The following is a 21,714-nucleotide window of genomic DNA, read 5'->3' as shown; positions in this document are numbered from 1 at the left end:
ATGACTGCAGTTGAGTTTGTCACTCTTAGAATATTTTAGTACTATTTGGTTACAGCAATGTGCATTTTTTTATGATGTAGAGAGAGTATATGAAAAAATCTGGATTATTATTAGCTATCTCAAGTTTACCAAGTCAGTTTGGTATTGGTGATTTGGGTAAAAGTGCTTATGAATTTGTTGATATTTTAAAACAAGCAAATACTAAAATTTGGCAGGTGTTGCCACTTACACCACTAGGTTTTGGCAACTCTCCATATCAGTCAAGCTCTTCTTTTGCAGGTGATGAAATCTATATTAGCTTAGAAAAACTAGCAGATTATGGTTTGCTTGAAGAATCATCTCTTAAAAGTTTGAATGTAAACTCTGATAAAGTTGAATATGAACTTGTTCGTAATTTCAAAGATAAGTATCTCGAAGAAGCATTTAGCAATTTTCAAAGTTCAAAAGATAAGTTTGAACAAGAATATAATAATTTTATAGCTCAAAACTCATGGGTTAAAAATTATGCTATTTTTAAAGCTTTTAGAAAGGCTAATAATAACCAAGCTTGGAATTTTTGGCCGCAAGAATATAAAAACTGGATCAAAGATAAAGCTATAGAACTTGATCAATTTCAAAACGAGATAGATTATCAAATATTTTTGCAGTTTATCTTTTATAAGCAGTGGTTTGAGCTAAGAGAATATGCTAATCAAAATAATATTGAAATTATGGGCGATTTACCTATTTATTTAGGTTTTGACTCTGCTGATGTTTGGGAGCATCAAGATATATTTCTATTAGACGAGAATCAAAATCCTAGTTTTGTTGCAGGTGTTCCACCTGACTTTTTCTCAGAAACTGGCCAGCTATGGGGTAATCCTCTATATGATTGGGATAAGCTCAAAGAAACAAATTTTGATTTTTGGATAGAGCGCCTGAAGGGTAACTTCAAGCTATTTGATATCGTTAGGATTGATCATTTTAGAGCTTTTGATACATATTGGAAGATACCAGCAGGTGAAAAGACTGCTATAAATGGTGAGTGGATCGAGGCTCCTGGTTATGATTTCTTTGATACAGTCTATAAGCGTATTCCAGATGCTAATATTATTGCAGAAGATTTAGGTGATTTACGCCCTGAAGTACTTGAGTTGCGTGATCACTATAATTTAAAGGGTATGAAAGTATTCCCATTTCATTTTGATCTAAAAACAGCTAAGTTTGTTGAGGGTACTAATATCATTGCATACTCAGGTACTCACGATAATAATACTCTCAAAGGATGGTATTTTGATGAGTTAAATAGATATCAAAGAAAGCTGTTAAAGAAATATTTTAAAGCTAATGATAGAAATATTTTTAGAAAGATTATTAAGTATTTACTAAATTGTGATGCTGAATATGTAATCCTGCCAGTACAAGATGTTTTAGAGTTAGATAGTCATGCTCGACTAAATACTCCGTGGATAGTTGGTTCACCAAATTGGCAGTGGAAGTTGACTGATTTTGACTTATTAAAGAACAGAAGTTTAGGACTTGAATAAGAAAAATAGTTATGAAAGTTAAACATTTCAAAGGCTTAAAAGACTTTAGATATTTTAATCAGATAAAAGAGCTTAGAAGGATATATAAATATTTTCCTTATCTATATAAATATAATATCCAAGAGGAAGAGGATTATTTTGAAAGTTATTTAGTAATGAGCTCTAATGTTGATATTTTTTATGTTGAAGAGAATGGAGAAATATTAGGAGCATCTTTAGGATGTCCAATATCTAAAAGTTTTGGTTTAACAAAACCACTTTTTGATATGGATATAAATATGGACAAGGCGTATTATTTTGCTGATATTATGATAAAGAAAGATCATTGGGGAAAAGGTATTGCATTTGATCTGTATCAGAAACATATAGGCTATGCAAAAGAAAATAATTATGAAAAGATATGTGCTTTGATAGTTAATCGAGATAATGATCCAAGAAAACCAGAATCTTTTAAAAAGTCAAATATTTGGCAGGTTAACAAGTTTGAGAAAACTGATAAAAATGTTGTATATCCTTGGAGTACATATCAGGAAGATGGTTCTGTCAAGCAAGAGATTAATCAACTAGACTTGTATATTAAAAACTTAAGATAGTTACTTAATTATATAAAATTGATACTTTTATATAATATTTATTGATATCTAAATATGATAAAATCTTTTACAAAATTATAATTATGTAAAAATTTTAATTAGTATGCTTACATTTCAAGAAATTATTTTAAAACTACATCATTACTGGGCATCTAAAGGTTGTGCGATTATCCAGCCACTAGATATGGAAGTCGGCGCTGGAACATTCCATCCAGCAACAACTCTAAGAGCGATAGGTCCAGAGCCATGGACAGCTGCGTATGTTCAACCGTCAAGAAGACCTACAGATGGTCGTTATGGTGAGAATCCTAACCGTACGCAACATTACTACCAATACCAAGTTGTGATGAAGCCATCGCCTGATGATATTCAAGAATTATATCTTGGTTCACTTAGAGAGCTAGGTATAGATCCATTAGAGAATGATATTCGCTTCGTTGAAGATAACTGGGAGTCACCAACATTAGGTGCTTGGGGTCTTGGTTGGGAAGTATGGTCAAATGGTATGGAGATTACTCAGTTTACATATTTTCAACAAGTAGGTGGACTGGAGTGTAAGCCTGTAATGGGTGAGATTACTTATGGTCTTGAGCGACTAGCTATGTATATTCAAAATGTTGATAGCATGTATGATATCTTATGGGCTAATACGCAAAATGGTCCTTTATATTATCGTGATGTATTTATGCAGAATGAAATCGAAATGTCGACTTATAACTTTGAAGAGGCTAATGTTGAAGAGCTTTTCAAACAGTTTGATTTATTAGAGAAAGAAGGTTATAGACTAGTAGGAAAAAATTTACCAATTCCAGCTTATGAGTTTGTATTGAAAGCTTCGCATACTTTTAACTTATTAGATGCGCGTCATGCAATATCTGTGACAGAAAGACAAGGCTATATTCTAAGAGTTAGAAAATTAGCTCTAGAAGTAGCTAAAGAATATTATAGTGCTAGAGAAAAATTAGGTTTTCCAGCTTTTAAAAAAGACAATTGATTAAATGCTTTCGCTAACTTACGATGTAAGTTTTAGCGACATACTTTTTGCAATAGCAGAAAAAGTATGCAAAACTGCTTAGCACATGTTTGCGCTTTAATGTAAGTCATTGGTGCCTACAAAACTCGCAAGCTCAGACAGTTGTAGTCACTGGATCAATGACTTCGACATAAGCTTGCCATAAAGTGCTTTAATGTGGTGAAAATTAAAATGAAAAGTATAAATCAAATATTAAAATTTCTAGATATTCAAACCTTATCTCAAAATAATTTTGAAATTGAATCGCTATCTTTAGATAGTCGTAAATGTGACGCAAAATCAGCATTTATAGCTCTCAAAGGTCTATCAAATGATGGTAATAAATATATTGATAGTGTTTTAGCTAAGGGTACAAAACTTATTTTGAGTGATAAACTACCCCGTCAATCTTCGATTGCCACCTCTTCAATAGCTGAAGGGGAATTACCTAATATTTTTTATGTTGAAAATTTAAAAGATAAGTTATCAGCTTTGGTTAAATGGTTTTATGATTATAAAAAGCCACAAAATATAATTGGTATAACGGGCACAAATGGTAAAACATCGATTTCTAGTTATATTGCACAATTGCAAAAATTAATTGGTCAAAAATCATTATTACTAGGTACAAATGGCAATGGGATTTATCCAGATCTACAAGAGAGTACCCATACGACATTAGATATATTATCTTTATATCAAACTATTTCATATTATAAGAATTATCAAAATCTTGTTATGGAAGTATCTTCTCATTCATTGGATCAAAAGCGTACCGAAGGTTTAGATTTTGATATTGCAGTGTTTAGTAATCTTAGTCATGATCATCTCGATTATCATAAGACTATGGATAATTATTTTGAGGCTAAAGCAAAATTGTTCCAGTTTAAAAGCCTTAAAAAAGCGGTAATAAATATAGATGATGAATATGGTCTGAAACTTTGGGGAAATACCAATAAATCGTCATTCCGTCAGGCTCCGACCACGGAATCCATAGATACTAACTTAAAGTATAGTATTGAGATTATAACAGTCAGCCTAAAGTCAAAAAAAGCAGATATATATATAGAGTCTAAGAGTATAGAGAATATGCAAACAAGCTTTGATTTATATATTTCTCAAAAGTACATGGGTACTTATCAAACATCTTTAGTTGGCGAATTTAATCTAATGAATTTAGGTTTGAGCTTAGCGGCATTAGATGATAGCTCTACTAGAGAACAACTTCTAGAAAATATTTCTAAATTAAAACCTGTAAAAGGGCGCATGGAAGTAATTGCACTAGCAAATGACGCTAAAATCATAATTGATTATGCGCATACTCCAGATGCTTTAGAAAAAGCTCTACAAACTCTAGTAAACTATCATCCAAATAATTTATGGTGTATCTTTGGCTGTGGTGGCAATAGAGATACTACCAAAAGACCGCTAATGGCTCAAATAGCAGAGGAATATGCTAATAAAATAGTCGTTACAGAAGATAATAACCGTTTTGAAAATATTGAAAGTATTTTTGATGATATCAAAAAAGGTTTTAGTCATCCTGATAAGCATACTTTTATTGATAGTAGAGAAGAAGCTATTAAATATACTATCGAAAACTCAAAAGCTAATGATGTTATTTTATTAGCCGGCAAAGGACATGAGTGCTATCTTGATAAAAATGGTATTAAAGAGTATTTTGATGAGCGCGAGGTTATTGCTAAGTATAAAAGCACTACTCCGTCAACCTAAAGGTTGCTACCCCTTCAATATTCTGAAGGGAAATTTATGATATTTGTGGAGCAAAATGACAAATTTAGAAAAGAAAATAAGTTTTATCCAAGAGATAGACAAGCTAAAAGGCGTATATCGTAGAGCATTGATAAAATGTGATAATAATCGTAGAGAGAATACAGCAGAACATAGTTGGCACGTAGCTTTTATGGGCGTTATATTAGAAGAATATGCAAGTGAAGAGCTTGATATGCTAAAAGTGCTTAAGATGCTATTGATCCATGATATTGTTGAGATATATGCGGGTGATACTTATGCTTTTGATAATCATGCAGTACTTGAGGACCAGAACGCTAAAGAACTAGAAGCTTTAGAGAAAATATTTTCATTGTTACCAGAAGATGAGGCTAATGAGTATAAAGCTTTATGGCTTGAGTTTGAAGATAATCAAACAACGGAAGCTAAATACTCAAAAGCTATAGAGCGAGCAGTCCCAGTTTTGCAGAATATGCAAAATAATGGTGGTAGTTGGGTAGCTTATGGCAAAGTGCCTAAAGAAAAAGTTATCAGTAGAAACATAGGATTAAAAGACATTGCTCCAGAGTTATGGCAATATGTAAAAGGACAGATTGATTTAGCTGTAGAGAAAGGGTGGCTTGTTTAAGCAAATATTTGTAGTGACAGATCAATGATCTATCACTATGATAGTTTATTTAAAGCTATTTCCCCTTCACACTTCGACTTCGCTCAGTGATCGGAAGAGGAATTTAATAGAGGTTTATAAAGGAAAATGATCAAATCATTAAAACAATTAGCAACACAAGCTGGCTTAGAATACATCGGCAAAGATGTCTCAATTCAAACTGTTAGCATTAACTCTAATGAAATTAAACAAGATGCTTTATTTCTCGCGATTGTAGCTAATCGTGATGGGCATGAGTTTATTCCAAGTGCTATTAGTAATGGTGCAAAAGCTTTATTAGTATCAAAAAAACAAGATATAAATATTCCACAAGTAGTTTGTGGTAATACTATTAAGGGATTACGAGCATTGGCAAAAGAGTATCGTAAGTCTCTGAAAATGCCTATTATCTCCTTAACAGGTAGTTGTGGTAAAACAACGGTTAAAGAAATGATTGTGACTTTACTTGGTGGTAAAAAAGTACATTTTACACAAGGTAATTTCAACAACTATCTTGGTGTGCCTATGACAGTTTTAGAAACTCCACAAGATGTTGATTTTGCCGTGATTGAAACTGGTACAAGCGTTGCAGGTGAGATAAAAGCTGCTGCTGAAATTATCCAGCCTAATGTTGCGATGATTACAAATGTTGGCGCTAGTCATTTAGAGAATCTTAAAACACTAGATGGTGTAATGATAGAGAAAGGAGAGCTTCTTAAAGCTTTACCCAAAGACGGCTTTTGTATTGTAAATCTTGATGATGAAAGAATACCAGCTTATGCAGATAAATTAGACTGTAACAAAATTACTTGCTCAATGAGTAATCAAGGTGCAGATATCATCATTTTAGATTATCAGATTACACCAGAGTTATACGATGTTAGGATTAGAATCTTTGACAAAGAATATAGCTATCAGTTACCAAACATAGGTAAACATAATTTGTCTAATAGTATGCTTGCGATAGCAAGTGTGGTTGCTGCAGGACTAGAACCTAATGATTTCTTACAAAATACGCAAAATATCAAAAACTATAAAGGCAGATTCTCAACCGAAAAACTAAATGATAAGTTAACTCTTGTAGACGATACATATAATGCTAGTGCTGGTGCTGTCCAAGCTGCTATAGCAGATTTAGCTGAATTTGATGGTAAAAAAGTTATAGCAATTACTTCAATGAGAGAATTAGGTGATGAGGGCGAGAATTATCATCGTAAAATGGGACAATGGCTCAATAAGGCTGGCTTGGATAATATATTTTTATTTGGCGAAAAAAATTTAATAAAGTTTGCTTTAGAAGAGTATAAAGGTTCAAATGTTAAATATTATGATGATAAACAACAGTTAAATAATGATCTATTAAAAGTACTTGATGGGTATAAATCTCAAAATACTAAACTTACTGTTAAAGGAGCTAGAAGCTTTAAGATGGAAGAAGTTGTCAAATTTGTTAAGGAAAACTTATAAGGGACATTATGAAAAGACTTTTTGCCATATTAGTTTTTGTATTACTTGTAAGCGTATCTTTTGGTAAAGATATCATAAAGTATCCAGTAATGGAGTCAAATGTACTTTGTGATTCTGTAAGACCATTTTGTGGCGATAACTGTAGTAATATGCCTTTTTATCCGACCTTATGTAAGCCTACTGAATATGGCTCAGCTTGGTCTGGTGGTGGAGCAACTAGTGCAACTAAACAACTATATTGTGCAAAAGCTACTTATGCAAATTGTCACTACTCAGGCTCTCCAGAAGCAACAGGTATAAATCCAAACAATCAAGCTATGCCATGTAAAGTAAGCGAAGATGGGAAAACAGCTAATTGTAGATGTAAAGTTTTCACAGGTCCTAATTATGTCAATATTGATGGAATTATGAACTTAGGCGTTTATTATGAGACAGTAGCAGTTTGTGGTAAAGATGGTTCAAAGTGTAAAAACCTTTCTACTTGTCTACCGGATGGTAGTGGTGATTGTAAAGGAGTAGAAGCTCCAGTATGTAAATATATAGCTGATCAAAATACTCAAGATGATAATGTATCTTTTATCCCAGGTGCTGATTTAATTTCAACTTATGGTTTTGATATGAATAAGGACTATGATATCGCAAAACCAGGTGAAGGAGTTAAATGTCAAAATATTGATGTAGCAGGTTGTATGACTCAACCATGCAAATATGAAAAAGGTTCAAAAGAATATGCGACTTGTAGTTGTCCTATTACAAATATGAAAACCATGATGCTAAGTCAAAAAGGTGTATCTTGTGATTTGCCAAAAGGTTATGTTTGGGAGTAGCCTAAAAGGATTGATAATTATCTTCTAAACTTTCTAATATTTTTTATCTTAGATTTTATTTTTAATAATATTTAAAACTCTTCTTAGCGGTTCTGCAGCTCCCCATAGTAGCTGATCTCCTACTGTGAAGCAATGAAATATATCATCAGCTAATAGAGACGATTTGATACGACCTATAGCGATATCAAGAGTTCCTGAAGTTGCTTGAGGTGTTAGATGCTTAAGAGTATCTTCTTTGTTATTATCTACAACTTTAACCCACTCATTACCTTGAGATATTTTCTGCTTAATTTGTTCAATTGTTAATTTCTGTCTAAGTTTGATTGTCAAAGCTTGAGAGTGTGATCTTAGGCTAGGAACTCTAACACATACGCCATCAACAGGGATTGCTTTTTTAGTATCTAAAATTTTGTTTAGTTCTGTGGCTGCTTTGTACTCTTCTTTTGTTTGTCCACTTGGCATACCAACATCTATCCAAGGCAATAGATTATAAGCCAAAGTTTGTACAGTTTTTTGTTGAGGGATTTTTGAAGAATCTTTAGATAGTTCTCTTAGAGTTTTTTCTCTTGTTAGGATATCTGCATTTATATCATCAGCTTTACTCAAAAGGTCAGCTTGTTGGAGAAGTTCTTGCATTGCTGCAGCACCAGAGCCTGATATCGCTTGGTAGGTACTAGAGTTAACCCATTCAACAAGATCTTCCTTGAGTAGTCCAGCGATTGCTAGAGACATTAAACTAACAGTGCAATTACTACCAATAAAGTCTTTTTTACCACTATCAATAGCGTTGATTATTTGCCCATGATTTAACGGATCTAGTACTAGGGTACTTTCATTCTCTAGACGTAGTGTAGATGCAGCATCTATCCAAAAACCTTGCCAACCATATTCTCTTAACTTAGAGTGAATTTCTTTGGTATATTCACCACCTTGACAGCTTAGAAGTATATCCATTTTAGCTAATTCTTCGATATTGTAAGCATCTTGCAGTATGCCATACTTCTCCATAAAACCTGAAGGCTGTTGTCCTGCTTGAGATGTTGAAAAAAACGTTGGTGATATATCATCAAAATCATTCGATTCAACCATGCGAGACATCAAAACTGAGCCAACCATACCACGCCAACCAATAAAACCAACTTTAAGCATAAAACCCCTATAATTATTAGTGATAAAATTTATTGGTTAAGTATAATACAAAAGTAATCGATTTGATATTTGTTAAGAGTAAGAGTATAGAATATGATAGTACATAAGTTTGGAGGCAGTAGTTTAGCTACATCAGAGAAGATAAAAAATGTTTCGAATATAATTAGTTGTATCGATGAGGCTGTGGTAGTTTCTGCATCAGCAAAAACTACTAGTAATTTACAAAAAGCTATAGATCAAGCAATTGAGTCTCAAGATTATAGCGAAACACTTAATTTTATTTTTGAGCATCATAGTTCTATACTTCATGATTTAGTTCCCGCTGATAATACTTTAAGAGAAACGATTCTTAAAGATTTAAGAGATATTAAGCATATTCTCAGTACTATAGTAATTACAGGGTTCTGCGCTGATAGTTTGAGATTCTTTATTTTGGGCTTTGGGGAAATATGGTCAGCTAAAATTCTTACGTTATATTTGCAATCAAGAGATAAGAATGCGTATTTTATAGATGCTTCAGAATGTTTGATTGTCAATGATAGTAATTATCCTGTTACAGTTAATTGGCAACAAAGCCCGGAGTCAATCGAGGCTATAAAATCTGAAAATCCTGCTGATGTATATGTTATCACAGGTTTTATTGCTCAAAATAAGCTTGGTAAGAGAACAATATTAGGCTTAAACTGTAGTGACTATTCAGCAGCTATTTTTGCAAAGCTATTACAAGCTGATAAGCTATATATTTGGACAGATGTGGCTGGTGTATACAGTGCTAATCCACAAGTAGTTCCAGAGGCAAAACCTCTAACTCAATTAACATATAAAGAGGCTCTTGAGCTTGCTTATTTTGGTGCATCTGTTGTACATCCTTTAACTATAGCCCCAATGGCTCTAGAGAGAACACCTATTTATATAAAAAGTAGTTATTCCCCAGATGAGGTTGGTACTAAGATTAGTGCTGACAAGGATGAAGACCAAGGTCTTATTAAAGGCCTAACAAGTGTCTCAGATGTGGCGATAGTACGAGTGCAAGGTGCTGGTATGATAGGTGTTTCTGGTATATCGTTCAAAGTTTTTGGAGCACTAGAGAAAGCAGGTGTATCTGTAATGATGATATCTCAAGCGAGCTCTGAATATTCTATATGTTTTGCTATAGATAGTGTCAATGCTGATAGGGCAACCGAAACTTTAAAACATGAGTTTGCTAATGAGATAAAGAATAATCTTATTGAAGAAATTGCTGTTCATAAGCATCATGCTTTGATTACGGCAGTTGGTGAAGGTATGAAGTCTAAGACTGGATCGTTAGCAAAGTTGGTAAACTCTCTTAAGTTAGCAAATATAAATATACATGCTATTGCTCAAGGGTCCTCAGAGAGAAGTGTTACATTTGCAGTAAAAGCTGAGGATGAAGCTAGAGGTGTCCAAGCTATGCATCGTCACTATAATTCTGTAAGTGATGATATTGCAATTGCTGTAATTGGTGCTGGTAATATTGGTAAGGCTTTTATTAAGCAAATTAAACAAACTTATGAAAAATGGTATTCAAAAGGTATTAACTTAGTATTGGTAGGAGCTACTAACTCAAAGCAAATGCGTGTCTCTTATGAAAATTTATTATTTGAAAATATAGGTAATCTACTTAATGAGAATACAGAGCAAGCTAATCTAGAGAAGTTGGCTGAATTTATGTCTCATGCTTCGGCTACCAAAAAAATTGTGATTGATGCTACAGCAAGTGAAGATGTTTCGAAAAGTTATGCTAATTTTTTAAACAACGGAATCAGTGTAATTACTCCTAATAAGTATGCAAATTCAGGGAACTATGAATTCTATCAAGAGCTTAGAAAAGTCGCTAATCAGAATGGCACTAGTTTCTTATATGAAACAAATGTTTGTGCAGGCCTTCCTCTCATAGTTACATTGCAAAATATGGTTCAAAGTGGTGATCATGTTAGATCTATAAATGGTATTTTCTCAGGAACTTTAAGTTATTTGTTTACTCAGTTAAATAATGGTGTGATTTTCTCAGATGCAGTTAAAATGGCTTATGATGCTGGGTATACAGAGCCAGATCCAAGACAAGATTTATCAGGTATGGATGTCGCAAGAAAGACTGTGATCTTAGCTAGAGAAATAGGTCTAAATATAGGTCTGAATGACTTGGTTATTGAAAATTTAGTACCTGAAGAATTACGTGAATGTAGTGTAGAAGAGTTTTTTGTTAAACTTCCAGCATTTAACGAGCAAATAATGCAACAAATTGCAGACAAAAAGAAAGATCTTGCTGGAGTACATTATGTTGGATCTATCGTTAATGGTGTTGCAAATGTAGGTATCCAAGCTTATGATGAATCTAGTCCTTTTGCAAATGTGAAAGGTACTGATAATATCGTGATGATAAATACAGATAGATATACTCAACCTATGGTTATCCAAGGTGCTGGTGCTGGTGTTGAGGTAACAGCAGCAGGTGTATATGCTGATGTTATAACTGTGATAAGAGAAAAGTAGTCATGAAATTAGCTAATATTAAATCAGCTAAGGCATTTGCTCCAGCAACTAGTGCAAATTTTGCAGTTGGTTATGATTTGCTAGGTTTTGCTATCGATGGGGTAGGTGATACTGTAGAACTTATCAAAAGAGATGATGCCGAGTTGGTTATCAAACAAATTAGTGGAGCTACCGGCGCAGATAAACTACCTTTTGACAGTGATAAAAATGTCGCTACAGCCGTAATCAAAAAGTTTTTGGCTGATAAAAATATCAAGATAGGTTTTGATGTTTATATACAAAAAGGTATAACACTAGGCTCTGGTATGGGTGGTTCAGCAGCTTCTTCTGTTGCAGCTCTAGTCGCGATGAATGCTTTTTTTGAAACACCGTATAGCTATGATGATTTGATTGACTATGCTATCTATGGTGAGAGTTTGATATCAGGATCATTTCATGGTGATAATGCAGTTCCGTGTATGTTTGGTGGACTGGTACTATTACAAAGTTCAAAACCATGTAAAAAAATAGATTTACCAATAGTTGATTGTAATGTAGTTATAGTTTGTCCAGATCTTTCAATTGAGACAAAAAAAGCACGTGAGCTTTTGAAAGAGCCTTATGATTTATCTACAATAGTTGAACATAGTGCATGCTTAGCAGCTACAATAAGTGCTTTATACACACAAGATATTGAATTGTTGAGTGAAAGTCTAAAAGATATATTGATTGAACCAAGAAGATCTAAATTAATCATAGGATTTTATGATGTACAGAAAGCTGCTTATGATGCAGGCGCGATAGCTTGTGGTATATCAGGATCAGGACCAACAATGTTTGCACTTGTAAAGAAACAAGATGATGCGAATGTTGTTGCTAAAGCAATGCAGGATAAATTTAAAGAATTTAACCTTAAGTCAGATAGCTGGATAAGTGCTATGAGTGGCAAAGGTGCATATATATTAGAGAAAAAATAATAAAGGTAAGACATGAATTTTATTAGTACAAGAGATAAAAATATCAAAGTTTCATTAAGTGAGGCAATGCAGTCTGGATTAGCTCCAGATGGAGGATTATTTGTACCTGAGAGATTTCCAAAGGTTGATTGGCAGAGTTTTACCAAAGATATCAGCTATGCTGAATTTGCTGCAAATACTTTGAGAGAGTTCTTTAAAGGAGATCAGCTTGCAGCTTCTTTAGATAAGATTTGTAATAATGCTTTTACTTTTGATGTGCCAGTTAAGCGCTTGGATAAAACGACATCTGTTTTAGAGCTTTTTCACGGACCAACTTTATCTTTTAAGGATTTTGGTGCGAGATTTTTAGCAAATTGTCTAAGCTCTATCGATAGTGAGAAGCCATTTACAATTTTAGTAGCAACTTCTGGCGATACAGGTTCTGCAGTAGCGGCAGCTTTTCACGGTAAGGGTAATATTCGTGTTATAGTGATGTTCCCTAAGGGTAAAATCTCTAAAAGACAAGAAAAACAAATAACTTGCTGGGGCGATAATATCCAAGCTGTTGAAGTTGAAGGAGTTTTTGATGATTGTCAAAGTTTAGTTAAAGAAGCTTTTAAGACACCTTGGTGGACAGAAAGAACAAAACTAAATACATCTAATAGTATTAATATTGGTAGATTATTACCACAATCTACTTACTATGCTCACACATCGTGGCAGCATTATTTACAGACTGGAGAGAAAGCAAACTACATAGTTCCATCTGGTAATATTGGTAATATCACAGCAGCATTTTGGGCTAAACAAATGGGCTTCCCAATCGGTGAGATATCTATGAGTCTAAATGCAAATGATACAGTTATAGATTATTTAAATACTGGAGAATTTAACCCAAGAGCAAGTGTTGAGACACTGGCTAATGCAATGGATGTTGGTAATCCTAGTAATTTTGAAAGACTTTTATATCTGTTAGGCGGTTATGAGAATTTCAAAGCAAATGTTAAAGCTATATGTGTTTCTGATTTTGAAATCATAGAAGAAATTAAGCAAGTTTATCGTCAGTATAATGAAGTAGTCTGTCCACATACTGCAACAGGCTTTGTAGCTAAAAATCAGCTAGATGCAAATAAAGATTATATAATTGTAGCAACAGCTCACCCTGCTAAGTTTGAAAGTGTAATTGAGCCAGTATTAGACATACAAGTCCCAGCTACTCCGGCGTTACAGAAGCTACTAGATAAAGAACAATATAAAGTAGTAATAAATAAATCTATGGATGAGCTTTGTGAGGTTTACACAAAAGCTTTTGAATAAAAGTAACTTTTTTAATTCGGCACTGAGGTTAAATTAGTATCCATTTAATGTAGTAACTTGAATGATTTCACCATTATTTGAGATTTTTATATAGTTACCATCTTTGAACCAGTCGCCAAGTACATATCTAGTATAGTTATTCGCTATATGTATAGCCATTTTGTGCGTATGACCATGAATGATAATATCACAGTTGTTACGATATTTTTCGATACCTTTGGTCGTTACATCAACATTCGGATTTTTACGATTTTTTACATAGCTTGCTTTTCGCACATTTCTTGCTGTATATTCTCTTATGAATAAAGGTAATCTTCTAAAAATAAATCTTAGAATAGGATTATATGCAATCCATTTTCTATAAGTTTGGTAACTCTTATCATCTGTACAAAATAGATCTCCGTGCGAGAAGAGTATTTTTTGATTAGATATATCTATATAATACGGATCTTTAATAAGAGTCACGCCACTTTGTTTAGCAAATTTTCTACCAATCAAGAAATCACGATTTCCATACATGAAAAATATTTCTAAACCTTGATCTGAAGCTTCTTTTAGCCAATTTGTGATTTTATGATAAAAGTCATCTCTATGGTTATCACCGATCCAATAATCAAAAAAGTCACCAAGAATAAAAAGCTGGTTTTGTGTAGATGTAATACTATCTAAAAACCTTTTAAAAAGATCGGCCATCTCAGCATGGTTAGCATTTAAATGAAGATCTGAAATTAGATAAATATCTTTGTTATGAGCCATATTTTTGACGGTATTGTTTAAATTTTTCGATTATTGTTTCATCAAGATTTTCTTTGACATACTCAAAAATACTTTCAAAGTTAGTTACTGCTAGAACAGGAATATTGAAATCTTGAGATATTTTCTTAGTTGCTGAAATATCGCTATCCTTAGCTTTTTCTTGACGATCTATAGACAGTACAACACCAGCTATTTCAGCATTAATAGTTTTTAGCTTGTTGTATGATTCATAAAATGCTGTACCTGCAGTCATCACATCATCTATGAGCAATACTTTTTTATTAGTCATATCGGCACCAACAAATACCCCACCTTCGCCATGATCTTTCGCTTCTTTACGATCAAAAGCGTAAGACATATCTATGTTGTATTTCAGCGCTAGTACAGTAGAAATAGCTGCAACTAGAGGGATTCCTTTATATGCTGGACCAAAAAGGATATCGTACTTCACATCGCTTTTGATAATCAATTGAGCGTAATAATCGGCAAGTGTGGCAAGTTGATCACCTGTGTTAAATAATCCAGCATTGAAGAAATATGGGCTAATACGTCCTGATTTAAGGGTGAATTCACCAAATTTAAGTACCTGATTCTTAAGGGCAAACTCTATAAACATATATTATGTCCTAACATATTCAAACTTGTTATAAATTATAGATAATAACTTTGGGAATACCAAGTAATTATAGTTTAAGATAAAAGATCTATTAATATATTTAAACTTAATAAGCTGATATAATTTAACTACTTTATTAGTTAGTTTCAAAAAAAAAATTAATGTCAAAACATATTCATATTTTAGGTATCTGCGGTACTTTTATGGGCTCCTTAGCGGTATTAGCCAAACAAAAGGGGTATAAAGTAACAGGTTCGGACCTTAATGTATACCCACCAATGAGTACTTATCTTGAATCTCAAGGTATAGAGATACTACAAGGATTTGATTGTGATCAACTAGATACAAATCCTGATGAAATTATTATTGGTAATATTATGAAAAGAGGTATGCCAATAGTAGAAAAAATTCTCGCAGAAAAGCTAAATTATTTTTCAGGGCCACAATGGCTATATCAGAATATTCTTAAGTATAAAAAAGTTATTGCAATAGCTGGTACACATGGCAAAACTACAACTACAACAATGACTATCAAAATACTAGAGCAAGCTGGCTTAAATCCTAGTTTTTTGGTTGGAGGGGTTAGTAGTGATTTTGGAGTTTCATCGCGTTATACAGACTCAGAATATTTTGTTATCGAGGCTGATGAATATGATACGGCTTTTTTTGATAAACGCTCAAAATTGATTCATTATGATCCAAGTATTTTTGTGATTAATAATATTGAGTTTGATCACGCTGATATTTTTAAAGATATTGATGCAATATTTTGGCAATTCCATCAATTACTCAGAAAAATGCCATCAACAGCAAAGATTATTTGTAATGACAAAGATGAGAATCTTCAAAAGATAATATCAATGGGATGTTGGTCAGAAGTAGTCAGAGTAAATTCTGATAATGGAATCAAAATAGCTAAACATATAGCAGATTATTCAAGATTTGAACTATGTGATTTCAATGATAGTAATGTCGAAATATCTTGGGACTTAATTGGTGAGCATAATGCGCTTAATGCAATGAGTGCCTATGCGGTAGCAAAACAACTAAATATATCTGATGAAGTGATAAAAGCTGCTTTAGAAAGCTTTAAAGGAGTTAAAAGACGTTTGGAAGTATTATCTCATCAGGATAATGTTACTTTGTATGATGATTTTGCTCATCATCCAACTTCTATTAAGTTAACTTTAGAAGCTGTGCGTAATAAAGCTAAAGATGCTTATGTAATAGCTCTTATAGATCCACGTTCAAACACAATGCGCCAAGGCGATAATAAAGATAATTTGCCGATGTCAATTATAGAAGCTGATAGAGTGTTGTTGTATAATCATAGTTTACTAAAATGGGATGCTAAAGAAGTTCTCAAGAATAGTAATAATGTTGATTTTATAGTTAGTGTTGATGATTTTGTTGATTGTGTAGATGAGTTATTAACTAAGTACCGAGATAGGAATATCCAGCTTGTGATGATGAGTAATGGCTCATTTGATGGGTTAAGAGAAAAGCTAGTCAAGCTTTTGGAGACTAAATGAGTAGTTTAATATATGGTATTCATGCAGTTGATAGTTTGGTAGAAGCTAATCAAGCAAAAGAAATATTGGTATTTAAGAAGTCAAATGCTAATCAAAAGATTGAAAGTATTATCGCTAAAGCTGAGTCAAAAGGATTAAAAGTTACTTTTATTGATAGTTTTAAGCAACTTCGAGGACGAGTCAGAAAAGATGCAAATCATCAAAATATCTTTGCGATAGAGATAAATGATTTTAAAACATACTCCGAGAATGATATTGAAAATTTAATTCCTCAGGATAAAAATGCTTTTATTTTAGTATTAGATAATGTCCAAGATCCTCATAATTTTGGTGCGTGTATACGTAGTGCATATTCAGCAGGTATTGATTTTATAATTATCCCTAAAGATAATAGCGCACCAGTCAATGCAACGGTCAAAAAAGTTGCTTGCGGTGCTGCAGAGCATACAAAGATTGTAGTTGTTACTAACCTTGCTAGAGCAATCGAGAAACTCAAACAATTAGGAGTATGGATTATTGGTTTAGCAGGCGAGGCAGATGATAGCTTATATTCAATGAACTTGGCAGATTCTGTAGCAATAGTTGCAGGTGCAGAAGGTAGTGGTATGCGTCAGCGCACAAAGGCTAGTTGTGATTTTCTTGCTAAACTACCAATGTTAGGAGAAGTTTCTAGCTTAAATGTTTCTGTTGCTACAGGTGTGGCATTATATGAAGCAGTAAGGCAGAGAAGCCTGTGATAACAGTACGAAGGAGTATTTATTTCAGGTAGATTTGTTATCTTTTAGAGCTAGTACTGAGTAGTTAATTTATAAACTAAAGGTATTTAAATGCAATTTGCTTTTTTAAATAGTAATAAGTATGCAGCGATAAACGCTCTTAAAGCTACAATAGCTGTTGCGATTGCTTATACACTAGGTCTTCTGTTAGGAAATTTTTTTAATATAGAGCAAATGTATCTATGGATGACAATTACAGTAGTAGTTGTGATGTCTACTCAGCCTAACTTAGGAGGAGCTCTAGATAAGGCACTAATGAGGTTTTTGGGGACAGTCGCTGGAGCCTTAGTGGCTTTAGTTATTATAGCTTCAGTCCAAAATCATATTTTACAAGTAGTGTTAATTCTACCATTTATATTTTTAGCTGTTTACTTTGCAGGAGCTTCTAAATATAGCTATGCTGGTACATTAGCAGGAATTACTCTTATAATTATTATTCTAAATAAACAGCCGGGTGTTCAAGTTGCTATCTATAGAGCTATTGAAATATCTTTGGGTATAGCGATCTCATTATTTGTAAATAGGTTTATATTTCCAATTAGAGCAGAAACAAGGCTTAAAGAAAGCTATATTAAAACAATTTCAGAAATCCATGATTTTTTTGATATTCTGTTTATTGAGCGTAATCATTCTCATAAAAAGCTTAGAGTTAGTATATTTCATGAATTTGCAAAACACCTTACTCTTATTAAAGAGCTGAAGTATGAAAAATCTGCAAAAAAAGTGCATGAGTTTGAAAAGATGAGTTTATATATTCGTAGGCTATACAGATATATGATCGTTATGTATGAATACATAGAGTTTTCTTTTGATCCTCAAACCATTGCAGATCTTGATAAGGAGCCAGCTTTTATAGAATTTAAGAGTTATATTATGAAATCATTAACTGATGTGTCAGAAGATATTAAGAAACGTAAGCGCATAAGTTATAAGGAGTTATTGCGTTTTGAAAGACATATTTTACCTTTATTAAAAGATGTTAAAGTTTTGAACGATAAGGATGAGAGTTTTATATTTTATATAAAGATGTTCCTTAATGCGTTGAAAAAGCTTTCTTTAGAATATAACTATATTTTGCAAATCTCTAAACATTGATAAACTAAGCTTGTTACGGTAGTATATACGCTTAAATTTTCTTATTAAAAAATCTTTTATTTGTACTTGTTACGAGGTTATAGAAGTTATGAACTTACACTCTAAAAATATTTTAATTCCCATACTTATCACGACAATTATTATAGATATTATGGGAGCAGGACTTGTTTTTCCAATTATGCCTTCGCTATTCTTTGGTCAATCTTGTGTCACATTTGGTGATCCAGGTGGTAATTTTCAAAACTGGTATTACTCTATAGCTTTGGCTTGTTGGCCACTGGGACTGATGATTGGTTGCCCAATAATAGGTGAGTTGTCCGATAAATATGGACGTAAGGTAATATTAGTTGTGGCTTTATCAACAACTTGTGTTTCTTATCTTTTATCAGCGTATGCGATATATTCACATGATTACTTATTATTTGTAGCTAGTAGATTTGTTTGTGGCTTAGCTGGTGGAGCTTTTGAAATCGCTCAAGCTGCGGTTATTGATGTATCCACGGAGGAGGATAGATCACGAAATCTGGGTTACATAACTATGGCGGCATCTTTAGGCTTTGTTGTTGGTCCAGTAATTACTAGTTTTGTATCAGTGATGGAAGTAAGCCATACAATACCATTCGTATTTGCTGCTGTCTTAGCATTAGTAAATATCACATTTATAGTTATTATCATGAAGAGAGATCTACCAAAAAATCCAGGTTTGGTTATTCAGTTGGGTACGATCTATAAAACTATATCTTTTCTACTATCAGATAAACGTGTGAGATTAGTTGGAGTTGTATATCTTCTTATTCAGTGTGCTTGGGGTTTTTATGCGCAGGGAGTAGCTCTATTCTTAAACCTAACATATGGTTATAATGTTTCTATGACAGGAGCATTTTATGCAGTGATGGGGTTAGCTACAGCGTTAGCGAGTATTTTGATACAGCCCAAAATTTTTGCAAAAGTATCAAATCAAGTAGCTTTTGTGAGAGCTGCCGTTGTTTGTGGTATCGGATTCATTCTGGTATCAATTATCTTTAATGAAATTGCACAATGGATGTTGACAATAGTTTTATCGGCTTCTCAACTTATATGTTATACAGCTCTTCTCTCAATGATTTCAGGGTCAGTATCTGATAAAGAGCAAGGTAAAGCTATGGGGGCAGCTGGTGCAGGTTTTGGTCTTGCATGGTTTTTAAATGATATTATGATGGGACACCTATCTTCAATATCGCCAAGTTCACCTATTACATTTGCTGGCTTTATGTATTTTATTGCTGCTATTATCTTTGTCTTTTCTATCAAAATCTTGCGTGAAAGGGTACAATAATCAGCATTAATTAAATTTGATTATTTTTCTTAAATGCAGCTAATCTCTCTTAAAAATGTAAGTTTAAACTTCGGCACTCAAATAGTCCTTGATAAGGTTAATTTAGAAGTTACAAAAGGACAAAGAATCTGTTTAATTGGACGAAATGGTACAGGCAAATCATCACTACTTAAAATTATTGAAGGTAATGTTATTCCAGATGGTGGTGAGATAATAGTTCATAATAATGCTATTGTTGCTAGTATGATACAAGAAGTTCCTAGTGATATCAGAGGAAGTGTTTCAGAAGTTATATTACAAGGCTTAGGAGAGCTTGGTGAGCATTTGATAGCATATCAGCAGACTTTAGTTTTAGATCCTGAATCTACTAAAGTTGAAAATTTACATAGCTATATTGATGAAAAGCATGGATGGTCATACTTAAATGATGTTGAAGTTTTGGCTTCTAAACTTAATCTTGATTCAGTAGCCTCTTTTAAAGATCTATCTGGGGGGATGAAAAGAAGAGTTATTCTAGCAAGAGCTTTGATAAAAAAACCAGACTTACTTCTTTTAGATGAGCCAACAAATCACTTGGATATTGACTCTATTAGTTGGCTTGAAGAATTTTTGTCGGGCTTTGCTGGCGCGATACTTTTTATTACGCATGACAGGAAGTTTCTAAACAATGTTGCTAAAAGTATTATAGAACTTGATAGGGGACATTTATATTCATTTGATGGTAACTATACAAAGTTTCTTGAAAAGAAAGAGCAAATCCTAGATGCTCAAGACAAAGCAAATAGTGAGTTTGATAAAAAGTTAGCTCAAGAAGAAGCTTGGATTCGTCAAGGTATCAAAGCTAGACGCACTAGAAATGAAGGGCGTGTTAGAGCACTAGAGCAAATGCGTCGTGACAGACAGCAACGTAGAGAAAATGTTGGAAAAGCTGATATCAAAGTGGCTCAAGCTAATAAATCTTCCAAAAAGGTTATTCAAGCTGACAATATTGGCTTTGAGTATGAAGGTGACTTTTTATTTAAAGATTTCTCCACTGAAATTCAAAAGGGTGATAAGATTGCAATTATTGGTCAAAATGGTTGTGGTAAAACAACCCTATTAAATTCGCTGCTCGGATTGGATAAACCTACGCAAGGTACAGTAACTTTAGCTGATAATATTAAAATTGCATATTTTGATCAGTTAAGGGATCAGCTAGATGAGTCTTTGAGTATAATTGACAACGTTAAAGAAGGTTCTGATTTTATTAATATAGATGGTAAGGAAACTCACGTAATTACATATTTACAAAAGTTTTTGTTTACTCCAGAGAGATTACACTCTCCCATTACACACTTATCAGGCGGCGAAAAAAATAGATTATTGTTAGCTAAGATTTTATCAAAGCCTAGTAATGTTATTATACTTGATGAGCCAACCAATGATTTAGATATTGAAACTTTAGAGATTCTTGAAGAAATGCTTATAAGCTATCAAGGAACTGTAATTATTGTCAGTCATGATAGAGAGTTTATAAATAATGTTGCAACTAGTACTATAGTTTTTGAGAATGGTAATTTGCAAGAATATATTGGTGGCTATGATAGTTGGGTAGCACAACGAAAGCAACTTGTGCAGCCAGTCAAAGAGACAAACAAAGCTCCACAGTCAAAAAATAAATTAACTTATGAGCAAAAAAAACAGCTACGTAATTTACCAAGTCAAATAGAAAAACTAGAAGCAAATATTACTTTGATTCAACAGCAAATGGGAGAGTTGGATTTTTATCAAAAGTCACAAGAACAACAAAATGAAATTCAGCAAAAACTTGATACTTTAAATACTGATCTTGAAGGTAAGTATCTTTTATGGGAAGAGCTTTTAGAGCTAGAGTAGCTTTTATAGTA

18 protein-coding genes are annotated in these 21,714 nt (G+C 33.1%); 15 read left to right on the top strand and 3 right to left on the bottom strand.

Translation table 11 applies throughout. The features are described from left to right. Positions 1-89: 89 nt before the first annotated feature. The 7 genes from malQ (at position 90) to F0R75_RS06195 (ending at position 7,823) form a co-directional block, all read left to right on the top strand. On the top strand, positions 90-1,526 hold the full coding sequence (gene malQ, locus F0R75_RS06225) for a 4-alpha-glucanotransferase (RefSeq protein WP_149377236.1): 1,437 nt from the start codon (positions 90-92) through the stop codon (positions 1,524-1,526). An 11-nt stretch (positions 1,527-1,537) separates the two neighbouring features. Continuing rightward, positions 1,538-2,119, top strand: a complete 582-nt coding sequence (locus tag F0R75_RS06220) for a GNAT family N-acetyltransferase (RefSeq protein ID WP_149367947.1) — start codon at positions 1,538-1,540, stop codon at positions 2,117-2,119. 103 nt (positions 2,120-2,222) lie between these two features. Further along, a complete protein-coding gene (gene glyQ / locus F0R75_RS06215; RefSeq protein WP_013923567.1) occupies positions 2,223-3,113 on the top strand; it encodes a glycine--tRNA ligase subunit alpha in 891 nt (296 codons plus the stop codon). Between the two features lie 210 nt (positions 3,114-3,323). Continuing rightward, positions 3,324-4,865: a UDP-N-acetylmuramoyl-L-alanyl-D-glutamate--2,6-diaminopimelate ligase gene (locus F0R75_RS06210; protein ID WP_149367948.1), complete on the top strand. Its 1,542-nt coding sequence runs from the start codon at positions 3,324-3,326 to the stop codon at positions 4,863-4,865. 55 nt (positions 4,866-4,920) lie between these two features. Then, entirely contained in the window at positions 4,921-5,511 is a 591-nt protein-coding gene (locus tag F0R75_RS06205) for an HD domain-containing protein (RefSeq protein WP_149367949.1), read from the top strand. A gap of 126 nt (positions 5,512-5,637) precedes the next feature. Continuing rightward, on the top strand, positions 5,638-6,996 hold the full coding sequence (locus F0R75_RS06200) for a UDP-N-acetylmuramoyl-tripeptide--D-alanyl-D-alanine ligase (RefSeq protein WP_149367950.1): 1,359 nt from the start codon (positions 5,638-5,640) through the stop codon (positions 6,994-6,996). Between the two features lie 8 nt (positions 6,997-7,004). After that, a complete protein-coding gene (locus F0R75_RS06195) occupies positions 7,005-7,823 on the top strand; it encodes a hypothetical protein (protein ID WP_149367951.1) in 819 nt (272 codons plus the stop codon). A 48-nt stretch (positions 7,824-7,871) separates the two neighbouring features. On the opposite strand, the gene asd is transcribed toward F0R75_RS06195, so the two are convergent. Then, positions 7,872-8,972 carry an aspartate-semialdehyde dehydrogenase gene (gene asd, locus F0R75_RS06190; protein WP_149367952.1) on the bottom strand — a complete coding sequence of 367 codons (1,101 nt, stop codon included), beginning with the start codon at positions 8,970-8,972 and terminating at the stop codon, positions 7,872-7,874. 93 nt (positions 8,973-9,065) lie between these two features. Between asd and thrA the strand changes: the two genes are divergently transcribed. Genes thrA through thrC form a run of 3 tightly spaced genes read left to right on the top strand, consistent with a single transcriptional unit; the run spans position 9,066 to position 13,738 of the window. Then, the gene (thrA, locus tag F0R75_RS06185; RefSeq protein WP_149377235.1) at positions 9,066-11,486 is read left to right on the top strand and encodes a bifunctional aspartate kinase/homoserine dehydrogenase I; all 2,421 of its coding nucleotides are present in this window, start codon (positions 9,066-9,068) and stop codon (positions 11,484-11,486) included. Positions 11,487-11,488: 2 nt separating this feature from the next. Further along, positions 11,489-12,442, top strand: a complete 954-nt coding sequence (locus F0R75_RS06180) for a homoserine kinase (protein ID WP_035735213.1) — start codon at positions 11,489-11,491, stop codon at positions 12,440-12,442. A 12-nt stretch (positions 12,443-12,454) separates the two neighbouring features. After that, positions 12,455-13,738 carry a threonine synthase gene (gene thrC, locus F0R75_RS06175; RefSeq protein ID WP_149367954.1) on the top strand — a complete coding sequence of 428 codons (1,284 nt, stop codon included), beginning with the start codon at positions 12,455-12,457 and terminating at the stop codon, positions 13,736-13,738. A gap of 33 nt (positions 13,739-13,771) precedes the next feature. Here thrC and F0R75_RS06170 read toward each other — a convergent pair whose 3' ends face one another. Together F0R75_RS06170 and pyrE are read right to left on the bottom strand one after the other, a co-directional pair. Further along, a complete protein-coding gene (locus F0R75_RS06170; RefSeq protein ID WP_149367955.1) occupies positions 13,772-14,494 on the bottom strand; it encodes a UDP-2,3-diacylglucosamine diphosphatase in 723 nt (240 codons plus the stop codon). Further along, a complete protein-coding gene (gene pyrE / locus F0R75_RS06165; RefSeq protein ID WP_149367956.1) occupies positions 14,484-15,110 on the bottom strand; it encodes an orotate phosphoribosyltransferase in 627 nt (208 codons plus the stop codon). Before pyrE ends, F0R75_RS06170 begins: the two co-directional genes overlap by 11 nt. Before the next feature lie 161 nt (positions 15,111-15,271). Between pyrE and mpl the strand changes: the two genes are divergently transcribed. The 5 genes from mpl to F0R75_RS06140 all read left to right on the top strand — a co-directional run bounded on the left by mpl (position 15,272) and on the right by F0R75_RS06140 (position 21,703). After that, a complete protein-coding gene (mpl, locus tag F0R75_RS06160) occupies positions 15,272-16,642 on the top strand; it encodes a UDP-N-acetylmuramate:L-alanyl-gamma-D-glutamyl-meso-diaminopimelate ligase (RefSeq protein ID WP_149367957.1) in 1,371 nt (456 codons plus the stop codon). Continuing rightward, a complete protein-coding gene (gene rlmB / locus F0R75_RS06155) occupies positions 16,639-17,379 on the top strand; it encodes a 23S rRNA (guanosine(2251)-2'-O)-methyltransferase RlmB (RefSeq protein WP_149377234.1) in 741 nt (246 codons plus the stop codon). The genes mpl and rlmB overlap by 4 nt, the downstream gene beginning before the upstream one ends. A 90-nt stretch (positions 17,380-17,469) precedes the next feature. After that, positions 17,470-18,513 carry an FUSC family protein gene (locus tag F0R75_RS06150; RefSeq protein ID WP_013923554.1) on the top strand — a complete coding sequence of 348 codons (1,044 nt, stop codon included), beginning with the start codon at positions 17,470-17,472 and terminating at the stop codon, positions 18,511-18,513. 88 nt (positions 18,514-18,601) lie between these two features. Further along, a complete protein-coding gene (locus F0R75_RS06145; RefSeq protein ID WP_149367959.1) occupies positions 18,602-19,828 on the top strand; it encodes an MFS transporter in 1,227 nt (408 codons plus the stop codon). A gap of 33 nt (positions 19,829-19,861) precedes the next feature. Next, positions 19,862-21,703: an ATP-binding cassette domain-containing protein gene (locus tag F0R75_RS06140; protein WP_149367960.1), complete on the top strand. Its 1,842-nt coding sequence runs from the start codon at positions 19,862-19,864 to the stop codon at positions 21,701-21,703. Positions 21,704-21,714: the final 11 nt, after the last annotated feature.

This window comes from Francisella marina (assembly GCF_008369785.1).
GTDB classification, from domain to species: Bacteria; Pseudomonadota; Gammaproteobacteria; order Francisellales; family Francisellaceae; genus Francisella; species Francisella salimarina.
The sequence above is the reverse complement of the archived record's forward strand: the minus strand, read 5'-3'. Positions and strand labels throughout refer to the sequence as shown.